Here is a 19970-nt window from a genome sequence, read left to right as displayed (position 1 = left end):
AAATATAATAACGAGCGGGCAAAAGATGCGGGTTCTACGGATTCTTCTGGTGGTTTTGGCTGGGCTGGCGCTGACCGCCTGTTCGTCAAAATTCAAGACCTATAACGGGCCAGAAATCACCTCGATTCAGGTGCAGAAGGCCAATCGCAAGATGTATCTGCTGCACAACAGCAAGGTGATCAAGGAATACGATATTGGTCTGGGCGGCAATCCGGTCGGTCACAAGGAATTCGAGGGCGATCTCAAGACGCCCGAGGGGATCTATTTCATCAGCCACCGCAACCCGAATTCGCGCTATCATCTGTCATTGGGCATCAGCTATCCGAATGAAGCCGACCGCGCACATGCTGACGTTTTGGGCAAGCCGCCGGGTGGCGATATCATGATCCACGGCGGCCCACCGCGTAAGAAGAACGGCAAGCCCCGTGCGGTTTCCAGCCCGGATTGGACCGCAGGCTGCATTGCCGTGACCGATGAAGAAGTTGAGCGGATATACGCGATGGTCAAACCCGGCACGCCGATTCAGATTCTGCCGTAAGCGGTTCAGACCTCGGATAAGCCATAGAAAAAGGGGCCGCGCTGGCCCCTTTTTTGTATCTGACAGGTTGCGACCCGCTCAGCCGCCCAGAACCAGCGTCCACCAGATCTTGCCCGACTGCTCTTGGAACCAGGCAAAGCCAATCTCACGCGCGGCGGGGGTCAGGATGACATCGCGGGTATCGGCTTCGGCCATCCATGCCGACAGGGTTTCCAGCTCGGTCTGATAGGTTTCCGAAATCGTCTCACCGACAAACTGCCCGGTGTAGCCAACCCGCTGCACCCGCAGCAGTGGCGACGAGCCGTCAGAGCCGAAGTGCCAGGGCCGATTCTGCACCGCCATATCGCGTGAATGGGTCAGCGCGGCTGCATTGAGGGCCGCGTTGAACGCCAGCGGCTGCACGCCTTTTGCCGAGCGCAAAGCATTGACCGAATCAAGCAGACGGAACGGGATTTTGTCTGCCTCTGCCTTGTTGATGCGATAAACTCGGGGGGCCGCTGTGCCGCTGGCATCTACCGGAGGCGCCGAGCCCATGCCGCAAGACGCGACCAACAAAGTTGCACTGCCTGCGACAAGGGCTGTCCGTCTGTTCATCTCAATTTCACCTGTTATGGGCTGCTCTGGCCCTTGTTTGCTTGTGCTTAACGAAGTCCGCGCAAGGTTTCAAATCCATCGCTGCGAATTTGTGACAAACGTGGCACGAGATCGCCTATTAACGCGCCTTTGATTTGCGACTGTGTCAACAAAGCGGTAATAGCCGCAAAAGAGCAGTCTCAATAATGGAGCAGAGCCGATGGCCGCCGACCCCCGCAATTCGCTGAACCGCCGCCTGTTTCTGGGCACTGCTGCCGCCGCGATGTCGGCCGCCGCGCTGCCCGCAGCCGCTCAACAGCTTGCCGATACCGAGGCAGACGCGCCTTTGGCTGGCCCGATCCGCAACAATATCTCGGCCTTCCGCATGCTGGACTGGCGCGATCATTTCGACAACACCAAGAACGGGGTGATTCTTGCCGATCTGAACTCGCGTGCGCTGCATTACTGGTCGGAAGATCAAAGCGTCTACAAACTTTACCCGACTTCGGTGCCCCTGAACGACGAGTTGACCCGCCGTGGCCGCACCGATGTTATTCAAAAGGTTGAGAATCCGCGCTGGATCCCGACTCAATCCATGCTGGCCGCGCATCCTGACTGGCCGAAGGTGATTCCAGGCGGCTCGCCCGACAACCCGCTTGGCGTGCGGGCTTTGTATCTTGGCTGGCCCGCCTATCGCATCCACGGCACACATGACACCCGCAAGATCGGCCGTCGGTCGTCCAGCGGCTGCGTCGGGCTGTATAACGAGCACATTCTAGAGCTGTTCTCGCTGGCCAAAGTTGGCACACAGGTGCTGTTGCTCTAACGCAACACCCGCATTTAATTGCTGCCAGCGTGGGTCTTTCGGCCCTGCTGGCAGTTTTCGTTGTGACTGAATTCAAAGTTTTTTTCGCCAAAGCCGTGATTCTCGGCAAATCTCTCCAAGGTGTTGCCAAATTGACGACATGGCCACACGCTTTAACTTTGGCCTTGGACGGATCGTTGCAATTTCGGCCATTGGCGGGTTACAGAGCAAGCACGAGGAATATTCTTGGGTGCGTGCCGTCGCCTCTGCGAATTTGGCGGCATGCAGAAAACTGGAGATAGACATGAAAAAAATCGCTCTCGCTGCCGCTTTGTCGGTTGCTGCTACCACCGCTTTCGCTGGCGGCGTTGCTGAACCCGTAATGGAACCAGAAGTTGTCGCAGCTGCGACCACCTCGTCCTCGGGCGGCGTTCTGATCCCGCTGCTGCTGCTCTTGGTTGTGGCTGCTGCAGTTTCGTCCAACTAATCCTTGGATCGAATTGGGAAAGACGGCAGAGCAATCTGCCGTCTTTTTCTATTTTACGACACCGTTTTATGGCCTCACAGCGACGCTTTGCATGCGCGCTTCATGGAAACCTCCGCAAGTTCAGATTGAACTGAAAACTCTGATTTTCGGCGTAGCAGTGTTTCAACGGCTTTTGCTTAAATTATGTGCTCACCAAGAAATGATTGATTGAGCGGACTTTCGCCGCTAGCCTCTGCGCACTAACGCGTAAATTCATTCTGCGGGCACTCTGACGTGCTGGAATTTTCAGCAAGGGTGCCGGGATCATGCCATCCCTTCCGGCGTGATCTCATCGCGAGTGACTTCAGGCGATTACTGGTCGCGCAAATCCGCGCGGAATGGAATTTATTGGAGACTGTCATGAATAAGATTGCTCTTGCTACTGCCCTTTCGCTGGCCACAACATCTGCCTTCGCAGGTGGGGTCGTCGAGCCTGTGATGGAACCGGAAGTCGTCGCCGCGCAAACCGCGTCTTCGTCGGGCGGTGTGGTTATCCCGTTGTTGCTGTTGTTGCTGGTTGTGGCAGCAGTTGCATCCAGCAGCGGTGGCGGTGGCGGTGGTGGATCGACGCCCCTCCCTACTTTGCAGTAGGTCAAAGGGTCTCATATCGGGCAATTCAAGGCATTTTGGGGTTATGGCCTTTAAAGCATGTCTTGAATTAAACCGTTTTTTCAGTGCGTTAGAAAAGTATGACACTCAATCGGAGTTGAAAATGAAGAAAATTGCCCTGATCACCGCGATCTCGCTGGCCACAACTTCTGCCTTCGCGGGCGGTGTGGTGGAGCCGGTGATGGAACCAGAAGTCGTTGCTGCGCAAACCACGTCCTCGTCGGGCGGCGTGGTTATCCCGCTGTTGCTGTTGCTGCTGGTTGTTGCAGCGGTTGCATCCAGCAGTGGTGGTGGTGGCGGCGGCGGTGGCGAAGTTATCGTTGGCGGTTAAGCCAACTGTGCAGCCCTGCCGGACATGGCAGGGCTGACCCTAAATCCACCCGCCAAGGTTTTCTTCGATCACCTGCATCAACGCATTTATATGTGCTGATTCGTCGTTAAGACACGGGATATAGGTAAACACCTCGCCGCCCGCGTGTTCAAAAGACTCGCGGATTTCGCCGTTGATTTCTTCCAGCGTTTCGATGCAATCGGCCGAAAACGCGGGGGCCATCACTGCGATACGCTTTTTGCCCTGCTTGGCCAGTTCAGCAACATGCTGAACCGTGTACGGCTTCAGCCATTCTTCGCGGCCAAACACTGATTGAAACGTGATCTCGATCGCAGATTTGTCCCAGCCCAGCCGCTCGCGCAGCAGCCGCGTGGTTTTGTGGCATTGGCAATGGTAGGGGTCGCCCTCCATCAGATAGCGTTTTGGCATGCCGTGATAGCTTGTCACCAGCACGTCGGGCTTGTGATCAAGCGCGGCATAGGCGCGCTCTACCGATTGGGCGAGAGCATCTATGTAGGCAGGATGGTCAAAATAAGCGGCAGCGGTGCGAGCCGCGGGCTGGCGCTTTTCACGCTGCAAAGCCGCAAAGAACGCATCATTGGCGCTTGCGGTGGTGGCACCCGCATATTGCGGATACAGCGGCAAAAACAAGATCTTCTCACAGCCTGCTGCGACCATGGCCTTGACCTTGCTCGCGGTTGAAGGGTTGCCGTAACGCATCGCGAAATCCACCATCACGCCGTCGCCATAGCGGGCCGCAACCGCCTGAGCAATCGCCGCCGTCTGCGCTTTGGTGATCGTCAGCAGCGGGCTTTCGTTGATTTCGTGATTCCAGATCAGTTTGTAATTCGCGCCAGAGGTAAATGGCCGACGGCTCAGGATCGCCAGTTGCAAAATCGGCTGCCACAGCCAATCTGACAGATCGACCACCCGCTTATCCGACAGAAACTCGGACAGATAGCGCCGGATCGACCAGTAATCATAACCATCCGGGGTGCCAAGATTGGCCAGCAAAATGCCAATCTTCGGACGCTTGACCACGGGGTGATCGGCGGGGGCATGGCTGAGGCGGTCGGTTCCTGCGGCAATATCGGTCATGGTGGCTCCTGAAGCTGCCCCCGAGATAACGTGGTTCCGCGCGGCGTCAACCGTCCTTGACTGCGGCCTTTAGCGCATCTTCCAGCCGCGCCGTGGCAGAGCCTGCTCGCAGCGGCTTTTGCTGGCCTTCATGCGGAGCCCAGCCGGTCAGGCAAATGATCTCAAACGTCGCCGGAACAAGTCCGTTGGGCGTGCCATAGGTTTGCGCATAAATCTGCGCCGCACGCGCCAAAACCGCGCGCCGGGTCGGATGTTTTAGCCGCGCGGCCAGCGCATTGCCTTCACCCATGGCGCGCAGATCGGCCATCAGGTGAAACGCATCGCGGTACATCACGGTTTTGGTAAAGCTGTCTGCCACCGGCAAAGCAAACCCGGCACGCTGCAACAGCCCACCCAGATCCCTGATTTCGCCCATCGGCAACACCCGCGGCGACAGCCCCCCCATCACCTCGGCCTCTGCCTGCCCAAGGCTTGCGCGCAATTCGTGCAGGGTCTGACCGCCGAACATCAGGCCAAAGAACAGCCCATCCGGCACCAGCGCGCGGCGGCATTGCACCAATTGCCCAACCGGATCATTCGCCCAATGCAGGGTAAGCGCGTTGATCACCAGATCATGCGACTCGACCGCCAGATCAAGCCGATCATCATCGGCGATTGTCGAAAAATCGCGCCATAAATCTGGAAAAGCCGTCACCACCACCGGGTTTGTAAACGATCTGTTAACCTCACTCAGCCGATCCTGTGCCTCTGCGACGGCCTCCTCTTGCAGGAAAAAGGCGGTTGCGCGGGCACGGTGCAGGCCAAGGGCGGTGCGGTCGGTCAAAACTGGCGTCATGGGGCGCGAACATAGGGGCAAGGCATGGGATTACAAGCCGCACTGCATCTGATCTATCCGCCGCAATGCCTGACCTGCGATGCACAGGTGACAACGGATTTCGGCTTATGCGGCCCGTGCTGGCGCGAAACGCCGTTTATCGTAGGGCTGGTTTGCGACAAATGTGGCGTGTTGCTGCCGGGCGAAGATCTTGGCCAGCCAGAGCATTGCGACGATTGCCTGACCACCGCGCGGCCATGGTCGCAGGGTCGCGCGGCACTGCTGTATAAAGACAACGGGCGACGGATGGTGCTGGCGCTGAAGCATGGTGACAGGCTCGATCTGGCCCGCCCGGCTTCGAACTGGCTGCACCGGGTCGCCGCGCCGATCCTGAAACCGGGGATGCTGGTCGTCCCCATCCCGCTGCATTGGATGCGGCTGATCAAGCGGCGCTACAATCAGGCAGCGCTGCTGTCATCTGCACTCGCCAAACGGGCAGAGCTGGAACACTGCCCCGATCTACTGGTCAGGCACCGCAACACACACAGCCAGGAAGGCCGCAGCCGCGATGGCCGTTTTGCCAATATGCAAGATGCGTTGGTGCTGCATCCCCGCCGCGCCAACCGGGCCGAGGGGCGTCATGTCCTGCTGGTGGATGATGTGATGACCTCTGGCGCGACATTTGCGGCGGCGGCAGAGGCCTGCATTGCAGGCGGTGCAACATGGATTTCTGTTCTGGCCCTAGCCCGCGTTGCGAAGGATGCCTAAATCCTTATAGTCACCCCTGACTGTAAGGATACGCCGATGAAAAATGTTGAGATTTATACCACCCAGACCTGCCCCTATTGCATCGCCGCCAAGGGCCTGCTGAAGAAAAAGGGCGTTGCCTACACCGAAATTGACGTTGGCGCTGATCCGGCCCTGCGTCAGGCGATGACCGAACGCGCGGGCCGTCGCTCTGTGCCGCAGATTTTCATTGGTGGCACTCATGTCGGCGGTTGCGATGATCTGCATGCGCTGGATCATGCGGGCAAACTTGATCCGATGCTCGCCTGATGCGCGCGGGGCTGGTGCAGCTGACGGTTGGCGACGATCCCGCCGCCAATCTGGGCGTTACGCAGGCACGGATCGCCGAAGCTGTGGCAGCTGGTGCTGGCTTTGTGCTGACGCCAGAGTGTAGCAACCTGCTGTCCTCCAGCCGGACGCATCAGCGCAGCGTCATGCAGCACGAAGACCAGGATACAACCCTAGCCGCGTTGCGCGAACAGGCCGCACAGGCGGGGATATGGCTGTTGATCGGGTCTTTGGGCGTGCTGACCCATGATGAAGATGGCCGCTTTGCCAATCGGTCGTTCCTGATCGCGCCCACAGGTGAAATCGCTGCGCGCTACGACAAAATCCACATGTTTGATGTCAACGTATCCGAGACCGAGGTGTACCGCGAATCAGCAGGCTATCGCCCCGGCACCAAGGCAGTGCTGGCCGAGACACCCTTTGCCAAAATCGGCATGACGGTGTGCTATGACGTGCGCTTTCCGCATCTGTATCGCCGTCTGGCGCAGGCAGGAGCGCAGATCATCACTGTGCCCGCCGCCTTCAATCACATCACCGGTGAAGCGCATTGGCACAGCCTGCTGCGCGCCCGCGCGATAGAGAACGGCTGCTTCATCCTCGCCCCGGCGCAAACCGGCTTTCATCCCGAAACCCACGGCAAAGGCCGCAACACCTATGGCCATTCAGTGGCGATCTCGCCTTGGGGCGACGTGCTGGCCGATGCGGGCACTGCGCCCGGCGTGACTTTGGTTGATCTTGACCTAGATGAGGTTGGCAGAGCCCGCGCCCGCGTGCCCTCGCTCACCCACGACCGCACGTTCAGCGGCCCATGACAAAGCTCTGCCGATGACCGACACCCGCACCGAAGAGATCGCCGTTGCGCTGTTTGGCGAGCTGTTCATGGCCGACCAGTTGGCGCGCAACCGTATATCCAAGGCGCTGCCAAAGGGGATGGAGCTGTCGCATTTTTCGGTGCTGAACCACCTTGCCCGCCTGAACGACGAACGCACCCCGGCGCAGTTGGCACGCGCATTTCACGTCACCCGCGGTGCGATGACCAACACTTTGGCCAAGCTGGAATGGGCGGGCCATATCCACATCCGCCCCGATTGGGACGATGCGCGGCAGAAATTCGTCGCCATCAGCCCGTCTGGCAGATCAGCCCGCGATGCTGCTGTGGCCTCGGTTTCGCCGATGATTGCCGAAGTGGTCAGCGCTCTTGGGGCCGAGAAGGTCCGCGCTGTGCTGCCGGTTTTGCGCGAATTGCGCGTCCGTTTGGAAGGCGAAGACTGATGCGCATACGTCTGCTGCCCCCCAACATCAACGCCGCCATTCTGCGCTATTACCGCCGCACCGAACAAGCCGAGCTTGACCTGATCGCCGCAGGTGTGGCCTTTTATGCCTTTCTTGCGATCTTCCCCGCCGCCGCCGCGATTATTGCAATTTGGGGTTTCATTTCAAACCCTTCGGTGATCCGCGAGGAAATCGAACTGCTGCGCGGCTTCCTGCCGCATGACGCCTATTCGCTGATCTTTGGCCAGGTTGAGGCTTTGTTGGCGGTGCCCAGCGGCAATCTTGGGCTTGCAACCCTGCTGTCCACCGCGCTGGCCCTGTGGTCTGCCCGCGCCGGAGTGGCTGCGCTGATCCGGGGCTTGAATGCGATCCACCATCTGCCCAACCGCTCGGGACATTGGCACCAGTTGCGCGCGATTGTGCTGACCTTTGTGCTCGTCGGGCTGGTGCTGGCGGCTTTGGTGATGGCAGTGGTTTTGCCGGTGGTGGTGGCCTATCTGCCCAGTGCGATCCCCAGCCAGATACTCGCCGATTCAAACCTGCTGCTGGGGGTTGTTGCTGCCGTTCTGGCCGTGGGTATGGCCTATCGTCTGGGGCCGAATTACACTGGCACCCGCCCGCCGCTGCTGTCTTGGGGGCTGCTGGTTGCGGTGATCCTGTGGGTTCTGGCCACCCGTGGCTTCACCCTGTATCTGGCGAATTTCGCGTCATATAACCGGGTTTACGGCTCGATCGGGGCGGTGGTTGTGCTGATGATGTGGCTATACGTCAGCGCCTATGCCGTGCTTCTGGGCGCGGCGGTGGATGCAGAACGCAACCGCAACCGCCGCGCGCTTCAGTAGTCTTTTTCCAGCACGATCCCCAGCCCGGTGTTGCCATCGCTGCCTGAATTCGCCCGCAGCGTCACCGATTTGCTGATATCAAGGTTCAGGTTGATCTCTGACTGGCCATCCTGATCGACAGTGACTTCGGAATAGATATTCTTGGTCAGATACTTACCCGCCGTGACCGAAGTGCCCCCCGATGCATCGGTTTTCAGATCAAGATTGTCCAGCCCAAAGCCCTGCCGCAGCTTCGAGACGATGCCCTCCCCGGCGCGCCCCGCCAAAGTTGCGACCGCATTGGCCAATTGCAGCGCTTGCAGCGCTGACAGATTCTGCAAATCCTGTCCGAACAGCAGCTGCGCCAACACTTCCTCTTGCGGCAGTTCCGGGGTCGAGAAGAACGTCACCACCGGGTCGGTTGCCGGGCCATCAATCGTCACACCACTGGTGATGCCGTCGTTTTCGGCGGTGGTGGCGACGACGCGGATATACGGCACAAGATCACCCTGCATCTGCAGCGTGGCTTCCGTCAGATCAAGCCGCTTGCCCAACAGCTCCAACCGCCCCCGGATCAAATCGAACGAGCCGGACGGCACCACCGCGTTGGTGCTGCCCAACAGACGCAACTCGCCGCCCATTTCCACATCCAGACCCCGGCCCCGGATAAACAGGCTGGGGGCGGAAACCGTGATATCCAAACCATAGCCCGTCCCGCTGCTGCCCGCGCCCGCAGTCTTGCCATTATCAATCAGCCCCGCCCGCGCACGGGTGGCGCGCACCGGACGTGGCTCGCGCTTATGCTCCAACCCCGGCAAACCGCCCGCGCCGCCAAACCCGGTCGAAGGCACGCGCAATTCGGTATCCGACAAACCGATGCGCCCGGCAATCCGCGCGCCACCCATCAGCGGACCCTGCATCGTCAGATTGCCGTTCAGCGTGGTTTCAAACAAATCCGGGTCGCGCAAAGTCACCTGCCGCAGGTCAATCGCCAGATTGCCGTCGTAATTGCCGCTAAGCCCGGCGCTGCCCGTCACCACCACACTGCCCCCGGATGACACATTGGTGCTGACATCTACCACCGCCCGCCCCTGCGCCAAATTCACCCGCGCGGCAATATCCTGCAACGCAAAGGCCAAAGCCGGATCGGCCAACCGACCGCCCGTCAACGTCACCGGACCAGACAGCGCGGCAAGCCCCAGCGGCCCGTTCAGCCGCAGATCAAAACCCACCTGCCCCGAAATCGCCCTTGGTTGAATGAACGCATTGGCCAAAGCCGCTTGCGCCGTGCCCTTGATTGCCAGATCACCCGAGCCAAAGCTGGGGTTCAACTTGCCCTTCACAGTGGCATCAATCTGCCCCGGCCCCTTGCCCGCCAGATCCAGCACCACGCCCGACGCATCTTGCACCGCCGTGCCAGAAACCGTCAGCGCGCCGGGAAATTCCGGCACGATCAGCGCCAGATTTTTCAACCTTGCCGTAAGATCAATGGTTTGCCGATCGCCCGCCACACTGCCCGAGGCATCAGCCTCCATCTGAGGATTGCTCAGGCTGGCCTTGTCAATCTGCACCACGCCGTCTTTCATCGACACCGCCAGCGAGACAACCGAATTGCCCGCAAGCAACTTGTCCGCCTGCGGATTGCCAATCGCCAAGCCGCGACCATTGGCGGCAAAAGTCGCCTTGCCAGCCTCTAGCGTGCCGGTCAGGCGCGCCTCGCCGCCCAGCGCGCCGCGATATTGTGCGCCCAAACTGCTCAGATCGCGGAACAGCAGATTGGCGGTGATGTCGCTGCCGGCCGTCGCCAGAGTGCCCTTGGCTTTCACCTCTAGCGAGGTCGCCTTCACGGTCAAATCGCGCAGCAGCGTCCCGCTGGTATCCCGCACGACCGAGGCTGTGACATTTGACTGCCCGCGCAACAGGTTATCAACCTCGGTGATGCCTGCTTTCATATCGGTGCCGCTGGCGCTGGCAGTCAGATCAAAGGCGCCAGTGATCGGGCTGCCATTGCCGCTGACGGAAACCTCAGCCGCACCCGCCAAAGGCCGTCCCGCAAGGCCCGACAATCGCGACAGATCTTCCATCTTGGCGCTGGCCTTGCCGCTTAACGCAAATGCATCGTTCAGGCTTTCGATCTTGCCGCTGACCAAAGCCGCGTAATCCTCGCCCATCAGCGACAGCCGTTGCAGAGTCACGCTGCCCTCGCCCTCGCGCCAATAGGCCGAACCGTCGCCCCAGATCACCGAACCCAAAGCCCGCGCCACTGCCTGATCTGTCGGGTCCAACCCCTCGGCAGTATAGCGGAATGTGGCACCCACCTGCCGCACCCCCCCCAGCCGTCCAATCCGCCCCGAGCCGGAAAGCGACACGCCGCTGGCGCGGAAATCGGCCCGATCAAAGCCCAAAACCGCGATATTCGCGCTCCATCCTTCGCCTTGGGTGGCGTCATAGCCCAGCGCAATATCGGCAGAGTTGACCTTGATCGGCAGATCGGTGGTCAACGGCAACAGCACAGGGCTGCCATCAGGTGCCGCGATCTTGCCCGTCAGATTGAACTTCTGCGGCAACCCATCCGATGCCAGCGAAAGCGAGCCTTGCAGCGCCAAGGCTTTCGCCGTCACCGCAAGATTGTCCAACGCCAACCGACCATCCGGCCAGCGTTTGCCAGCGGTGACAAGGCTCACCGAATTACCAAAGAACTCGGCATAAGATGGCAGGAACAGCGGTGCCAGATCCCCCGCAAGATCGGTCGAAAAGGCCGTCGCACCGTCGTCTTGGCCCTTCAGCGCGATCTTGCCCGCCAACCGATCCACGCCATCGGTGGTCAGCGCCACATCCGCCGCAAAATCCGAAACCGGCCCCGCACCCTTGACCGTCAGCGCCACCGAAGGCGCGCCCGGCAGACCCAGCTTGACCGAGGCGATCCCGCCCGCCGCCTCTTCCGCCGCCAGATCAATCGACAACTGCTGCGTCGCATTGGCATAAGACGCCGTCAACACCACCTTGCCTGCAGGCCCGCTGTCGGTGCGCACCAGATCAATGCTGCCCTTGCCCTCACCCCCCGACAATGACAGCGAAGCTTGCAATGACGCCTCAAGCCCGGTGCCCAGAACGCTTGGCCCCAGCACGATCCGCTTGGCGGCAATCTCTCCGATTTCCACCGAAACCGGCAGCTCTGGCAGCGCAAAGCTGCTGGCCTCGGGCGATGGGGTCGCAGCCTCACCCACGGGCAGGCGGTCCAGGATAATCTCGCCTGCGGTCAACTCGTTCACCACCACCGCGCCAGACAGCAGTGAGGATCGGCTCCAGTCCAAAGTGACATCGCGCAGCGTCAGCCAGATGCCGCTATCGTCCGCGATGGTCAGCTCAGTCAGACTGGCCTGCGACGACAACGCGCCTGCAAAGCCCGTCACCACCACTTTGCGCCCAGCGCCTGACAGACTGTCCTCAAGGAACGCCGTCAGATAATCGCGGTCATCCGTTTGCGCATGGCCCGTCAGGGGCATCACGGCAAGGCATGTGGCCAGAAGATATTTCCGCATCAGAATGACTGCCCCAAACCAACGTAAACTTGCACACCGTCGCCGGTGTCGCCGCCAACTGGCCCCGCCACATCCAGCCGGATCGGCCCGACGGGGGTGGCATAGCGCACGCCAATCCCAGCGCCTGCGTGCCAATCGCCCAAATCACTAAAGAACTCATCGGCGTCGATGCGACCCACATCGACAAAACCCACCACGCCAATCGATTCCGTCACCTTGCCGCGCGCCTCGAACGAGCCGCCGATAAAGGTCTTGCCGCCGGTTTTGAACGCATCGCCCAGACCGCTGCGCAGCACATTCACACCCAAGGATTGATAGGGCTGACCGCGCACCGTGCCACCGCCGCCGGAATAGAACAGATAATCGCGCGGCGTTCCCAACAGGCTGGAGCCGAACACAGCCCCCGCCTGAAACCGCGCCGCCAACACCAGCCGGTTGGTGGCTCCCAGCCCTTTGTAGCCGCGCAAATCCACCGTCGCCCGCACACCGCTGTCGGTGATGCCAAAGCCAAGGAAAGGCTTCACCTCGCCCGCAAGATAGAAATTCCGAGTCGCATCGGTCTTGCTGTCGCGGCGATCCAAGATCACGCTTAACGGCAACGACACCGCGCGATAGGTCGATTGCCCGCGCGGATCGTCAATCCGCGCATAATCATAGGAAAGCCCCGCCTTGGCCGAAAGCTGCTCTGACACCACCTGTGACAGAGTAAAGCTGGCCCCGAACAGATCGGCGCTATAATCGGCCTCGTTCATGCGGCCATAGGTCAGCCCAACCCCCGCCGTGGTATCCGGCGAGAACGTCGCCGGACGCTCTAACGACACGCCAAGCACCACATCCGCCCCGCTTTCCGCCGCACCGATGTTGGTGACAGCGCCGCTTACCTTCAGCCGCTCACCGCCGCCAAACAGGTTGCGATGCAGCCATTCGCCGGTGACTGTCGCGCCGTCATTGCTGCTCAGTTCCGCGCCAAACGTATAGCGGCGCTTCTTTTCCTCGACCAAAGTCGCGGTGATGCCCAAAAAATCCGGCGAGGTGATGAAATCGTCTTCGGTCAGCGTCACCGATTTGAACACGCCCGTGCGCCGCAACCGCGAGGCCACGCGGTCCAACTCGGCCGGAGAATAGGCGCGACCCTCTTTCAACCCGGCAATCGCCTCGATCCGGCGCAGCCGCATCCGCTCGGCGCCCTTGACCGTCAGCTTGCCAAACCGCAGCGCCGGGCCGGGGTTCAACTGCACATCTGCCGCCAAAGTGTTGTTGCCGTGGTCAGCGGTCAGCTTCTGGCTGGCGACCTTGGCCTTGGCATAGCTGCGATCGCGCCAACCATTCACCCCGGCTGTCACCGCCTCTAGGATCACACCGCTTTCGGCGGTCTTACCCACCGCGAACCCTTCAGGCATTTCGGTGCGCTTGGCCAAAGGCGCCACCCGCGCCTGACTGAATTTGAATTCTGGCCCCGGCTCGACCACAACTTTGATGGCGCCAATCGTCGTGGGCGCGTCCAATGGTGCGATATTCGCGGCCTCGACCCCATCAACATAGACGTGGATCACCGCCGAATAATAGCCGCGCGCATAAAGCGCGTTCAGCAGGCTGGCGTATTCTGCCCGCGCATCGGTAAACAGATCCTGCGCCTGCTTGTCCTTAGAGCCCTCGCCCGCGACCAGAATCGACGCCGCCCGAAGCTCTTTTTCCAGCGCTTTCGGCGCACCCGGCACGCTAAATTCAACCCGATCAAGCGCTTGCCCGCCCGAGCCCGCCATAAGACTCAGCACCAATGCCCCCGCGACAACACGCGACGTTTTCTTGATCTGAACACTATACATGGGGACCCCAACTAAACTTATCCACACTATGCCGTGATCAACACCAAAGGGCAACGCTGCCCCCCATCACATTTTTCGCGTGGCAGTATTCCGCGCCCCATCCCGAAAGCCCGCTTGACGCAAGCGCCGATTGCACGGATCTGTTAGCGCAAACCAAACGAGGGGTTCGCCATGTATACCGCCGCCGAAAACCGCTACGATCTGATGCCCTACCGCCGCTGTGGCAACTCGGGCCTGAAACTGCCCGCGATTTCCTTTGGCCTGTGGCACAACTTTGGTGACGACACCCCGCATGCCACCAAACGCGCGATGTGTCAGACCGCTTTTGATCTGGGCATCACGCATTTTGATCTGGCCAACAACTACGGCCCGCCCCCCGGTTCGGCGGAGACCGCCTTTGGCGAGATTCTGAAGACCGATTTCAGACCCTACCGGGACGAGCTGATCATCTCGTCGAAGGCCGGCTACGATATGTGGGGCGGCCCTTATGGCGAGTGGGGATCGCGCAAATATGTCATCGCGTCCTGTGACCAGTCGTTGAAGCGGATGGGTCTGGATTACGTCGATATCTTCTATTCGCACCGTTTTGACCCCGAGACGCCGCTGGAAGAAACCATGATGGCTCTGGATCATATCGTGCGATCAGGCCGCGCGCTTTATGTCGGGATTTCCAGCTATGGCACGCAGCGCACCCGCGAGGCACATGCGATCTTGAAGGAACTCGGCACCCCCTGCCTGATCCATCAGCCCAGCTATAATATCCTCAACCGTTGGGTCGAAACCGATGGGCTGAAAACCGCGCTGAAGGATCTTGGCATCGGCTCGATTGCTTTTGTGCCGCTGGCGCAGGGTCTGCTGACCAACAAATATCTGAACGGCATCCCGGCGGGCAGCCGCGCTGCGCAGGATAAATCGCTGGATCCGTCGGTGGTCGAAATGGCCATCGAATCGGTGAAAAAGCTGAACGACATCGCCGCCGCCCGTGGTCAGACGCTGGCGCAAATGTCGATTGCATGGGTGCTGCGCGAGGGCGGTATCACTTCGGCACTGATCGGGGCATCAAAACCGTCGCAGATCATCGACTGCGTGGGTGCGATCAAGAACCTTGATTTCACCGCCGCCGAGTTGGCCGCGATTGATGCGATTTCCGAAGAAAAGGCGATCAACCTCTGGGCCAAATCCTCGGCTGAATAGGCTGATTCGCGCAGTATAGTTAACGCCCCGGCTGATCGCAAAGCCGGGGCGGCCATAAGGCCGCTTGCTGTATCAAATATGGCCGCTTTCTGGGTGATTAACCTTTCGGTAATCAGCCCAATTAACAACGCGATCTCAGACCCTTAGCGCTTCACGCTGGCGGTGACGTAGTTCACCGACAAATCCCGCGCCGAAATCGCCCATTTCCAGCTGAACGGGTTGAAAACCATCCCCTTGCGGTCCACCGGATCAAGCCCAGCCTTTCGTATCAGATCATACAATTCTTCCGGGGTGATAAATTTCGTCCAATCATGCGTGCCCTTTGGCAGCCAGCGCATCACCCATTCCGCACCGATGATCGCCATACCAAAGCTTTTCACATTGCGGTTCAGGGTCGAGCAGATCATCAATCCCCCCGGTTTCAGCAATTGCTGGCAGGCGGTCAGATAGCCCTGTGGATCGGCCACATGCTCGACCACTTCCATGTTCAAAACCACATCAAACTGCTCACCCGCGGCGGCGAGATCTTCTGCGGCGACATTGCGATAATCAATCTCCAACCCAGATTGCACCGCATGCAACTGCGCCACCGGAATGTTGCGCGCCGCCGCATCCGCGCCCACCACATCCGCCCCAAGCCGCGCCATCGGTTCAGACAGCAGCCCGCCACCACACCCAATATCCAACAGTCTCAAGCCCTTGAACGGCAGCGGCTGGGTCAGGTCGCGGTGAAATTCTGCGGCAATCTGGCGCGTGATGTAATCCAGCCGACACGGGTTCATCAAATGCAGCGGCTTGAACTTCCCCTCGGTATCCCACCATTCTGCCGCCATCGCCTCAAATTTGGCAACTTCGGCGGGATCAATCGTGTTGGTCTGGGTCATCGGAACTCCTTGCGCGCCGGAAGGTGTCGGCGCAATCTAGACGGACTATATAGGACGATTATGGACCACAGATCAGGGCAAAAGCGCGCACATGACTATCTTTACCCGCCGGTCGAGCCGTTCGACCAGCGGGTGTTGGATATGGGCGACGGCCACCGGATCTATGTCGAGCAATGTGGCAACCCTGATGGCATCCCGGTTCTGGTGCTGCATGGCGGGCCGGGCGGTGGCTGCAGCCCGGCGATGCGGCGCTATTTTGATCCAAGCGTCTATCGGGTGGTGCTGTTTGATCAGCGCGGCTGCGGGCGCTCACGTCCGCATGCTTCAGTCGATCTTAACACCACCTGGCATTTAATCAGCGATATCGAGGTGATCCGCACCACGCTGAACATCACGCAATTCATCCTGTTTGGTGGCAGCTGGGGCGCAACTTTGGCGCTGATCTACGCGATTTCGCATCCAGATCGGGTGCGTCATTTGGTGTTGCGCGGCGTGTTTCTTGCCACCCAAGCCGAGCTGGCTTGGTTCTACGGGGGTGGCGCGGGGGCGTTTTACCCCGATCTTTGGGCGCGCTTTGTGGGCCTTATCCCCGATGCCGAGCGAAACGATCTGATCGCCGCCTATCACCGCCGTCTGTTTGGCGGCGATCTGGCGGCAGAAACCCAGGCCGCGCGAATTTGGGCGGGCTGGGAAAACGCACTGGCTTCGGTCGCATCCGAAGGCTTCCTCGGCGGTGAAGGTCCGGCAGAGTATGCCCGCGCCTTCGCAAGGCTTGAGAACCACTATTTCGTCAATGCCGCCTTTCTGGAAAACGATGGCTGGATCCTGCAAAATCGCAGCAGAATCGCCCATATCAGCGCCGATATCGTGCAGGGCCGTCTGGATATGATCTGCCCACCGATCTCGGCCAGCAAACTGGCGGATGGCTGGGACAAAGCACGGTTGAAAATCGTGCCTATGGCAGGCCACGCCTTGTCCGAACCGGGCATATCCGAGGCTTTGGTGGCCGCGATGGATGCTTTGCGCGCACAGGTGCAACGCAACGCCAGCTAGATGCAGCTTGCAAAGGCCGGGGGATCGGCCTATATCCCCCTCAACAGCTGTTTCAGGGTCCAAACCTGAAGCTACCGAACCTCACATACGGGCCTGTCGGCCCGTTTTTTGTTTTTGGAACATCATGTCTGATTTGATTGCCAAAACCGCTATGGATCGCCGTCTGGCCGATATCGTGACTCCGGTCATCGAGGGCCTTGGCTTTGAACTTGTGCGGATTCGTCTTATGGGTGGGGCGACCCGCACCCTGCAGATCATGGCCGACCGTCCTGAAGGCGGGATTGAGGTCGATGATTGTGGTGAGATTTCAACCGCTGTGTCCGCCGTTTTGGATGTGGAAGACCCGATCGAAGAAAACTTCGTGCTCGAAGTATCGTCTCCCGGAATCGACCGCCCCCTGACCCGTCTCAAGGATTTTGAGATGTGGAAGGGCTGGGAAACGCGCGTCGAAACCACCGAATTGATCGACGGCCGCCGCCGCTTCAAGGGCACTTTGGCTGGAGTTGAGGGCGAGGAAGTGCTGATCGAGATTGAAGAACCTTCGGGCGTTGTGACCATCGGTCTGCAATTTGAATGGCTGGCCGATGCCAAGCTGATCCTGACAGACGAGCTGATCACCGAAATGTTGCGGCAGAAAAAGGCCAGCGGTGTGATCGACGAATCAGCCTTTGACGAAATTGAAACATCTGAGGGCGACGAAGAAGACGCTCCAGAACCCACCAAACACTAAGCGGGAGAACTCCGATGGCGATTACCTCTGCCAACCAGCTTGAGCTTTTGCAGACCGCCGAAGCGGTGGCGCGCGAAAAGATGATCGACGCCGAGCTGGTGATCCAGGCGATGGAAGACAGCCTCGCCCGGGCCGCCAAGTCGCGCTATGGCGCCGATATGGATATTCGGGTGAATATCGACCGCAAAACCGGCCGCGCCACTTTTGCGCGCATCCGCACCGTGGTGGAAGATGATGCCGTTGAGAATCATCATGCCCAGCTGACCGTCAAACAGGCGAAATCGCACCTGAAAGACCCGGTTGTGGGCGATGAGATCGTCGATGAAGTGCCTCCAGTTGATCTTGGCCGCATCGCCGCGCAATCGGCCAAGCAGGTGATTTTGCAAAAGGTCCGCGAAGCCGAGCGTGACCGTCAGTTTGAAGAATTCAAGGATCGTAAAGGCACGATCATCAACGGTCAGGTCAAGCGCGAAGAATATGGCAATATCATCGTCGATATTGGCCGGGGCGAGGCTATCTTGCGCCGCAATGAGAAAATCGGCCGCGAATCTTATCGCCCGAACGACCGGATTCGTTGCTATATCAAAGACGTGCGCCGTGAGGCTCGCGGCCCGCAGGTTTTCCTGTCGCGCACCGACCCGCAGTTCATGGCGGAACTGTTCAAGATGGAAGTGCCCGAGATTTACGACGGCATCATCGAGATCAAGGCTGTTGCCCGTGATCCGGGTTCGCGCGCGAAGATTGCGGTGATCTCTTATGACAACTCGATTGATCCGGTTGGCGCTTGCGTCGGTATGCGCGGCAGCCGGGTTCAGGCCGTTGTGAACGAATTGCAGGGCGAGAAAATCGACATCATCCCATGGAATGCCGATCAGGCGACCTTCCTGGTGAACGCATTGCAACCGGCAGAAGTGTCGAAAGTTGTGATCGACGATGACGCCGGCAAAATCGAAGTCGTCGTACCAGATGAGCAGCTGTCGCTGGCTATTGGCCGTCGCGGTCAGAACGTGCGTCTGGCCAGCCAGTTGACCGGCTTGGACATTGATATCGTGACGGAATCCGACGAATCCGCACGCCGTCAGGCTGAATTCGCTGAACGCACCAAGCTGTTCATGGAAAGCCTTGATATCGACGAGATGATGGCGCAGCTGCTGGTTTCTGAAGGCTTCTCGAACCTTGAAGAAGTCGCTTATGTCGAAACCGACGAATTGTTGTCGATCGACGGCTTCGACGAAGGCACCGCAGGCGAATTGCAGACCCGTGCGCGTGAATATCTTGAAGCGGCCAACACCAAGGCGATGGAAGCGGCCCGCGCTTTGGGCGTCGAGGATTCTCTGGTTGAATTTGAGGGGCTTACCCCCCAAATGCTGGAAGCGCTGGCGAAAGACGGCATCAAGACGCTGGAAGATTTCGCAACCTGCGCCGATTGGGAATTGGCTGGCGGCTGGACCACAGAAAACGGTCAGCGCAAGAAAGATGAAGGCGTGCTTGAGAAGTTTGACGTTTCTCTGGAAGAGGCGCAGACTTTGGTGATGACCGCCCGCGTGATGCTGGGCTGGGTCGATCCGACCGAATTCGCGGTTGCGGAAGCGGTTGATCAAGACGAGGAGGCCGAGGCCTGATTTAGGCCTCGGGGGAATACCGTGACGCGCGGTGGCCGGGAAAATCTGCAAGACGACCCGGAACGCAAGTGCATTGCGACCGGGGAAGTTCAGCCGAAAGCGGGTTTGATCCGCTTTTGTCTGGGCCCAGAAGATCTGATCGTGCCGGATATTCTGGCGCGGTTGCCGGGTCGGGGCTTTTATGTCTCGGCGGATCGGGCGGCGATTGAGAAGGCAGCCAAGAAGGGGCTGTTTTCGCGCGCCGCACGTCAACCGGTGAAAGTGCCGGATGATCTGGCCGATTTGGTGGAAGCGCTGCTGTTGCGGCGGGTGGTTGATCTGATCAGTTTGGCGCGCAAGGCCAGCGGGGCCGTGATGGGCTATGAGAAGGTCAAGGAATGGCTGCAAAAGGACAAGGTGCGGGTGCTTTTGCAAGCCGCCGACGGGTCTGAACGCGGCAAGACGAAACTGCGCGCGCCGGATGGCGAGGGGTCGTATATCGGCTTTTTGTCGGCGGAGGAATTGGGTTTGGCTTTCGGGCGCGAACGTGCGATACACGCCGCGCTTGGCGCTGGTGGACTCACGACGCGTGTTGTAGAGGAAGCGGCAAGGCTGGCGGGTTTGCGTGGGCAAACCACTCAGCAGGATGGCGACGAGATCGCCTTGAAGGATATGTAGG

21 protein-coding genes are annotated in these 19970 nt (G+C 59.6%); 15 read left to right on the top strand and 6 right to left on the bottom strand.

The window, feature by feature from the left end; translation table 11 throughout:
* The first annotated feature begins 25 nt into the window (after positions 1–25).
* Positions 26–538, top strand: coding sequence for a L,D-transpeptidase family protein (locus QQJ98_RS06455; protein WP_284324505.1), 513 nt, complete (start codon positions 26–28; stop codon positions 536–538).
* A gap of 78 nt (positions 539–616) precedes the next feature.
* Here the strand turns inward: QQJ98_RS06455 and dalA are convergent, their stop codons facing one another.
* Complete coding sequence (dalA, locus tag QQJ98_RS06450) at positions 617–1132, bottom strand: divisome-associated lipoprotein DalA (RefSeq protein WP_284324504.1); 516 nt, start codon at positions 1130–1132, stop codon at positions 617–619.
* Between the two features lie 199 nt (positions 1133–1331).
* Here dalA and QQJ98_RS06445 point away from each other — a divergent pair, with 199 nt between their 5' ends.
* From QQJ98_RS06445 to QQJ98_RS06430, 4 genes are all read left to right on the top strand, one after another.
* On the top strand, positions 1332–1937 hold the full coding sequence (locus QQJ98_RS06445; RefSeq protein ID WP_284324503.1) for a L,D-transpeptidase: 606 nt from the start codon (positions 1332–1334) through the stop codon (positions 1935–1937).
* A 283-nt stretch (positions 1938–2220) separates the two neighbouring features.
* On the top strand, positions 2221–2403 hold the full coding sequence (locus tag QQJ98_RS06440; RefSeq protein WP_284324502.1) for a hypothetical protein: 183 nt from the start codon (positions 2221–2223) through the stop codon (positions 2401–2403).
* Between the two features lie 399 nt (positions 2404–2802).
* Positions 2803–3033, top strand: coding sequence for a hypothetical protein (locus QQJ98_RS06435; RefSeq protein ID WP_284324501.1), 231 nt, complete (start codon positions 2803–2805; stop codon positions 3031–3033).
* 121 nt (positions 3034–3154) lie between these two features.
* A complete protein-coding gene (locus QQJ98_RS06430; RefSeq protein ID WP_284324500.1) occupies positions 3155–3382 on the top strand; it encodes a hypothetical protein in 228 nt (75 codons plus the stop codon).
* Positions 3383–3421: 39 nt separating this feature from the next.
* On the opposite strand, the gene hemH is transcribed toward QQJ98_RS06430, so the two are convergent.
* Both hemH and QQJ98_RS06420 read right to left on the bottom strand, forming a co-directional pair.
* Positions 3422–4480: a ferrochelatase gene (gene hemH, locus QQJ98_RS06425; protein WP_284324499.1), complete on the bottom strand. Its 1059-nt coding sequence runs from the start codon at positions 4478–4480 to the stop codon at positions 3422–3424.
* 46 nt (positions 4481–4526) lie between these two features.
* Positions 4527–5315 carry a methyltransferase domain-containing protein gene (locus QQJ98_RS06420; protein WP_284324498.1) on the bottom strand — a complete coding sequence of 263 codons (789 nt, stop codon included), beginning with the start codon at positions 5313–5315 and terminating at the stop codon, positions 4527–4529.
* A gap of 24 nt (positions 5316–5339) precedes the next feature.
* Between QQJ98_RS06420 and QQJ98_RS06415 the strand changes: the two genes are divergently transcribed.
* Genes QQJ98_RS06415 through QQJ98_RS06395 form a run of 5 tightly spaced genes read left to right on the top strand, consistent with a single transcriptional unit; the run spans position 5340 to position 8482 of the window.
* Entirely contained in the window at positions 5340–6062 is a 723-nt protein-coding gene (locus QQJ98_RS06415) for a double zinc ribbon domain-containing protein (protein WP_284324497.1), read from the top strand.
* 36 nt (positions 6063–6098) lie between these two features.
* Positions 6099–6350 carry a glutaredoxin 3 gene (gene grxC, locus QQJ98_RS06410; protein WP_284324496.1) on the top strand — a complete coding sequence of 84 codons (252 nt, stop codon included), beginning with the start codon at positions 6099–6101 and terminating at the stop codon, positions 6348–6350.
* Positions 6350–7180: a carbon-nitrogen hydrolase family protein gene (locus QQJ98_RS06405; protein ID WP_284324495.1), complete on the top strand. Its 831-nt coding sequence runs from the start codon at positions 6350–6352 to the stop codon at positions 7178–7180. Before grxC ends, QQJ98_RS06405 begins: the two co-directional genes overlap by 1 nt.
* 13 nt (positions 7181–7193) lie before the next feature.
* The gene (locus tag QQJ98_RS06400; RefSeq protein WP_284324494.1) at positions 7194–7640 is read left to right on the top strand and encodes a MarR family winged helix-turn-helix transcriptional regulator; all 447 of its coding nucleotides are present in this window, start codon (positions 7194–7196) and stop codon (positions 7638–7640) included.
* Positions 7640–8482 carry a YihY/virulence factor BrkB family protein gene (locus QQJ98_RS06395; protein ID WP_284324493.1) on the top strand — a complete coding sequence of 281 codons (843 nt, stop codon included), beginning with the start codon at positions 7640–7642 and terminating at the stop codon, positions 8480–8482. Before QQJ98_RS06400 ends, QQJ98_RS06395 begins: the two co-directional genes overlap by 1 nt.
* Here QQJ98_RS06395 and QQJ98_RS06390 read toward each other — a convergent pair.
* Both QQJ98_RS06390 and QQJ98_RS06385 read right to left on the bottom strand, forming a co-directional pair.
* The gene (locus tag QQJ98_RS06390) at positions 8476–12003 is read right to left on the bottom strand and encodes a translocation/assembly module TamB domain-containing protein (RefSeq protein WP_284324492.1); all 3528 of its coding nucleotides are present in this window, start codon (positions 12001–12003) and stop codon (positions 8476–8478) included. The genes QQJ98_RS06395 and QQJ98_RS06390 overlap by 7 nt on opposite strands.
* Complete coding sequence (locus QQJ98_RS06385; RefSeq protein WP_284324491.1) at positions 12003–13829, bottom strand: autotransporter assembly complex protein TamA; 1827 nt, start codon at positions 13827–13829, stop codon at positions 12003–12005. The genes QQJ98_RS06390 and QQJ98_RS06385 overlap by 1 nt, the downstream gene beginning before the upstream one ends.
* Positions 13830–14000: 171 nt before the next feature.
* On the opposite strand from QQJ98_RS06385, the gene mgrA reads away from it, so the two are divergent.
* Positions 14001–15023 (top strand): L-glyceraldehyde 3-phosphate reductase, encoded by a 1023-nt coding sequence (gene mgrA, locus QQJ98_RS06380; protein ID WP_284324490.1) that lies wholly within the window; start codon positions 14001–14003, stop codon positions 15021–15023.
* A gap of 143 nt (positions 15024–15166) precedes the next feature.
* Here mgrA and ubiG read toward each other — a convergent pair whose 3' ends face one another.
* On the bottom strand, positions 15167–15907 hold the full coding sequence (gene ubiG, locus QQJ98_RS06375) for a bifunctional 2-polyprenyl-6-hydroxyphenol methylase/3-demethylubiquinol 3-O-methyltransferase UbiG (protein ID WP_284324489.1): 741 nt from the start codon (positions 15905–15907) through the stop codon (positions 15167–15169).
* Positions 15908–15967: 60 nt separating this feature from the next.
* On the opposite strand from ubiG, the gene pip reads away from it, so the two are divergent.
* The 4 genes from pip (at position 15968) to QQJ98_RS06355 (ending at position 19969) form a co-directional block, all read left to right on the top strand.
* Positions 15968–16960 (top strand): prolyl aminopeptidase, encoded by a 993-nt coding sequence (gene pip / locus QQJ98_RS06370; RefSeq protein ID WP_284324488.1) that lies wholly within the window; start codon positions 15968–15970, stop codon positions 16958–16960.
* A gap of 124 nt (positions 16961–17084) precedes the next feature.
* Positions 17085–17690, top strand: a complete 606-nt coding sequence (gene rimP, locus QQJ98_RS06365; protein WP_284324487.1) for a ribosome maturation factor RimP — start codon at positions 17085–17087, stop codon at positions 17688–17690.
* A 14-nt stretch (positions 17691–17704) separates the two neighbouring features.
* Positions 17705–19312, top strand: a complete 1608-nt coding sequence (nusA, locus tag QQJ98_RS06360) for a transcription termination factor NusA (protein WP_284324486.1) — start codon at positions 17705–17707, stop codon at positions 19310–19312.
* Between the two features lie 21 nt (positions 19313–19333).
* The gene (locus QQJ98_RS06355; RefSeq protein WP_284324485.1) at positions 19334–19969 is read left to right on the top strand and encodes an RNA-binding protein; all 636 of its coding nucleotides are present in this window, start codon (positions 19334–19336) and stop codon (positions 19967–19969) included.
* Position 19970: the final 1 nt, after the last annotated feature.

This window comes from Cypionkella aquatica (genome assembly GCF_030161095.1).
Lineage (GTDB): Bacteria > Pseudomonadota > Alphaproteobacteria > Rhodobacterales > Rhodobacteraceae > Cypionkella > Cypionkella aquatica.
Note: the sequence above shows the minus strand (reverse complement) of the source record. Positions and strands in the feature narration are given on the sequence as shown.

Coding starts and splice junctions, on each gene's coding strand:
- QQJ98_RS06455 (WP_284324505.1), top strand. CDS start 26: ATGCGGGTTCTACGGATTCTTCTGGTGGTTTTGGCTGGGCTGGCGCTG.
- dalA (WP_284324504.1), bottom strand. CDS start 1,132: ATGAACAGACGGACAGCCCTTGTCGCAGGCAGTGCAACTTTGTTGGTC.
- QQJ98_RS06445 (WP_284324503.1), top strand. CDS start 1,332: ATGGCCGCCGACCCCCGCAATTCGCTGAACCGCCGCCTGTTTCTGGGC.
- QQJ98_RS06440 (WP_284324502.1), top strand. CDS start 2,221: ATGAAAAAAATCGCTCTCGCTGCCGCTTTGTCGGTTGCTGCTACCACC.
- QQJ98_RS06435 (WP_284324501.1), top strand. CDS start 2,803: ATGAATAAGATTGCTCTTGCTACTGCCCTTTCGCTGGCCACAACATCT.
- QQJ98_RS06430 (WP_284324500.1), top strand. CDS start 3,155: ATGAAGAAAATTGCCCTGATCACCGCGATCTCGCTGGCCACAACTTCT.
- hemH (WP_284324499.1), bottom strand. CDS start 4,480: ATGACCGATATTGCCGCAGGAACCGACCGCCTCAGCCATGCCCCCGCC.
- QQJ98_RS06420 (WP_284324498.1), bottom strand. CDS start 5,315: ATGACGCCAGTTTTGACCGACCGCACCGCCCTTGGCCTGCACCGTGCC.
- QQJ98_RS06415 (WP_284324497.1), top strand. CDS start 5,340: ATGGGATTACAAGCCGCACTGCATCTGATCTATCCGCCGCAATGCCTG.
- grxC (WP_284324496.1), top strand. CDS start 6,099: ATGAAAAATGTTGAGATTTATACCACCCAGACCTGCCCCTATTGCATC.
- QQJ98_RS06405 (WP_284324495.1), top strand. CDS start 6,350: ATGCGCGCGGGGCTGGTGCAGCTGACGGTTGGCGACGATCCCGCCGCC.
- QQJ98_RS06400 (WP_284324494.1), top strand. CDS start 7,194: ATGACCGACACCCGCACCGAAGAGATCGCCGTTGCGCTGTTTGGCGAG.
- QQJ98_RS06395 (WP_284324493.1), top strand. CDS start 7,640: ATGCGCATACGTCTGCTGCCCCCCAACATCAACGCCGCCATTCTGCGC.
- QQJ98_RS06390 (WP_284324492.1), bottom strand. CDS start 12,003: ATGCGGAAATATCTTCTGGCCACATGCCTTGCCGTGATGCCCCTGACG.
- QQJ98_RS06385 (WP_284324491.1), bottom strand. CDS start 13,829: ATGTATAGTGTTCAGATCAAGAAAACGTCGCGTGTTGTCGCGGGGGCA.
- mgrA (WP_284324490.1), top strand. CDS start 14,001: ATGTATACCGCCGCCGAAAACCGCTACGATCTGATGCCCTACCGCCGC.
- ubiG (WP_284324489.1), bottom strand. CDS start 15,907: ATGACCCAGACCAACACGATTGATCCCGCCGAAGTTGCCAAATTTGAG.
- pip (WP_284324488.1), top strand. CDS start 15,968: ATGGACCACAGATCAGGGCAAAAGCGCGCACATGACTATCTTTACCCG.
- rimP (WP_284324487.1), top strand. CDS start 17,085: ATGTCTGATTTGATTGCCAAAACCGCTATGGATCGCCGTCTGGCCGAT.
- nusA (WP_284324486.1), top strand. CDS start 17,705: ATGGCGATTACCTCTGCCAACCAGCTTGAGCTTTTGCAGACCGCCGAA.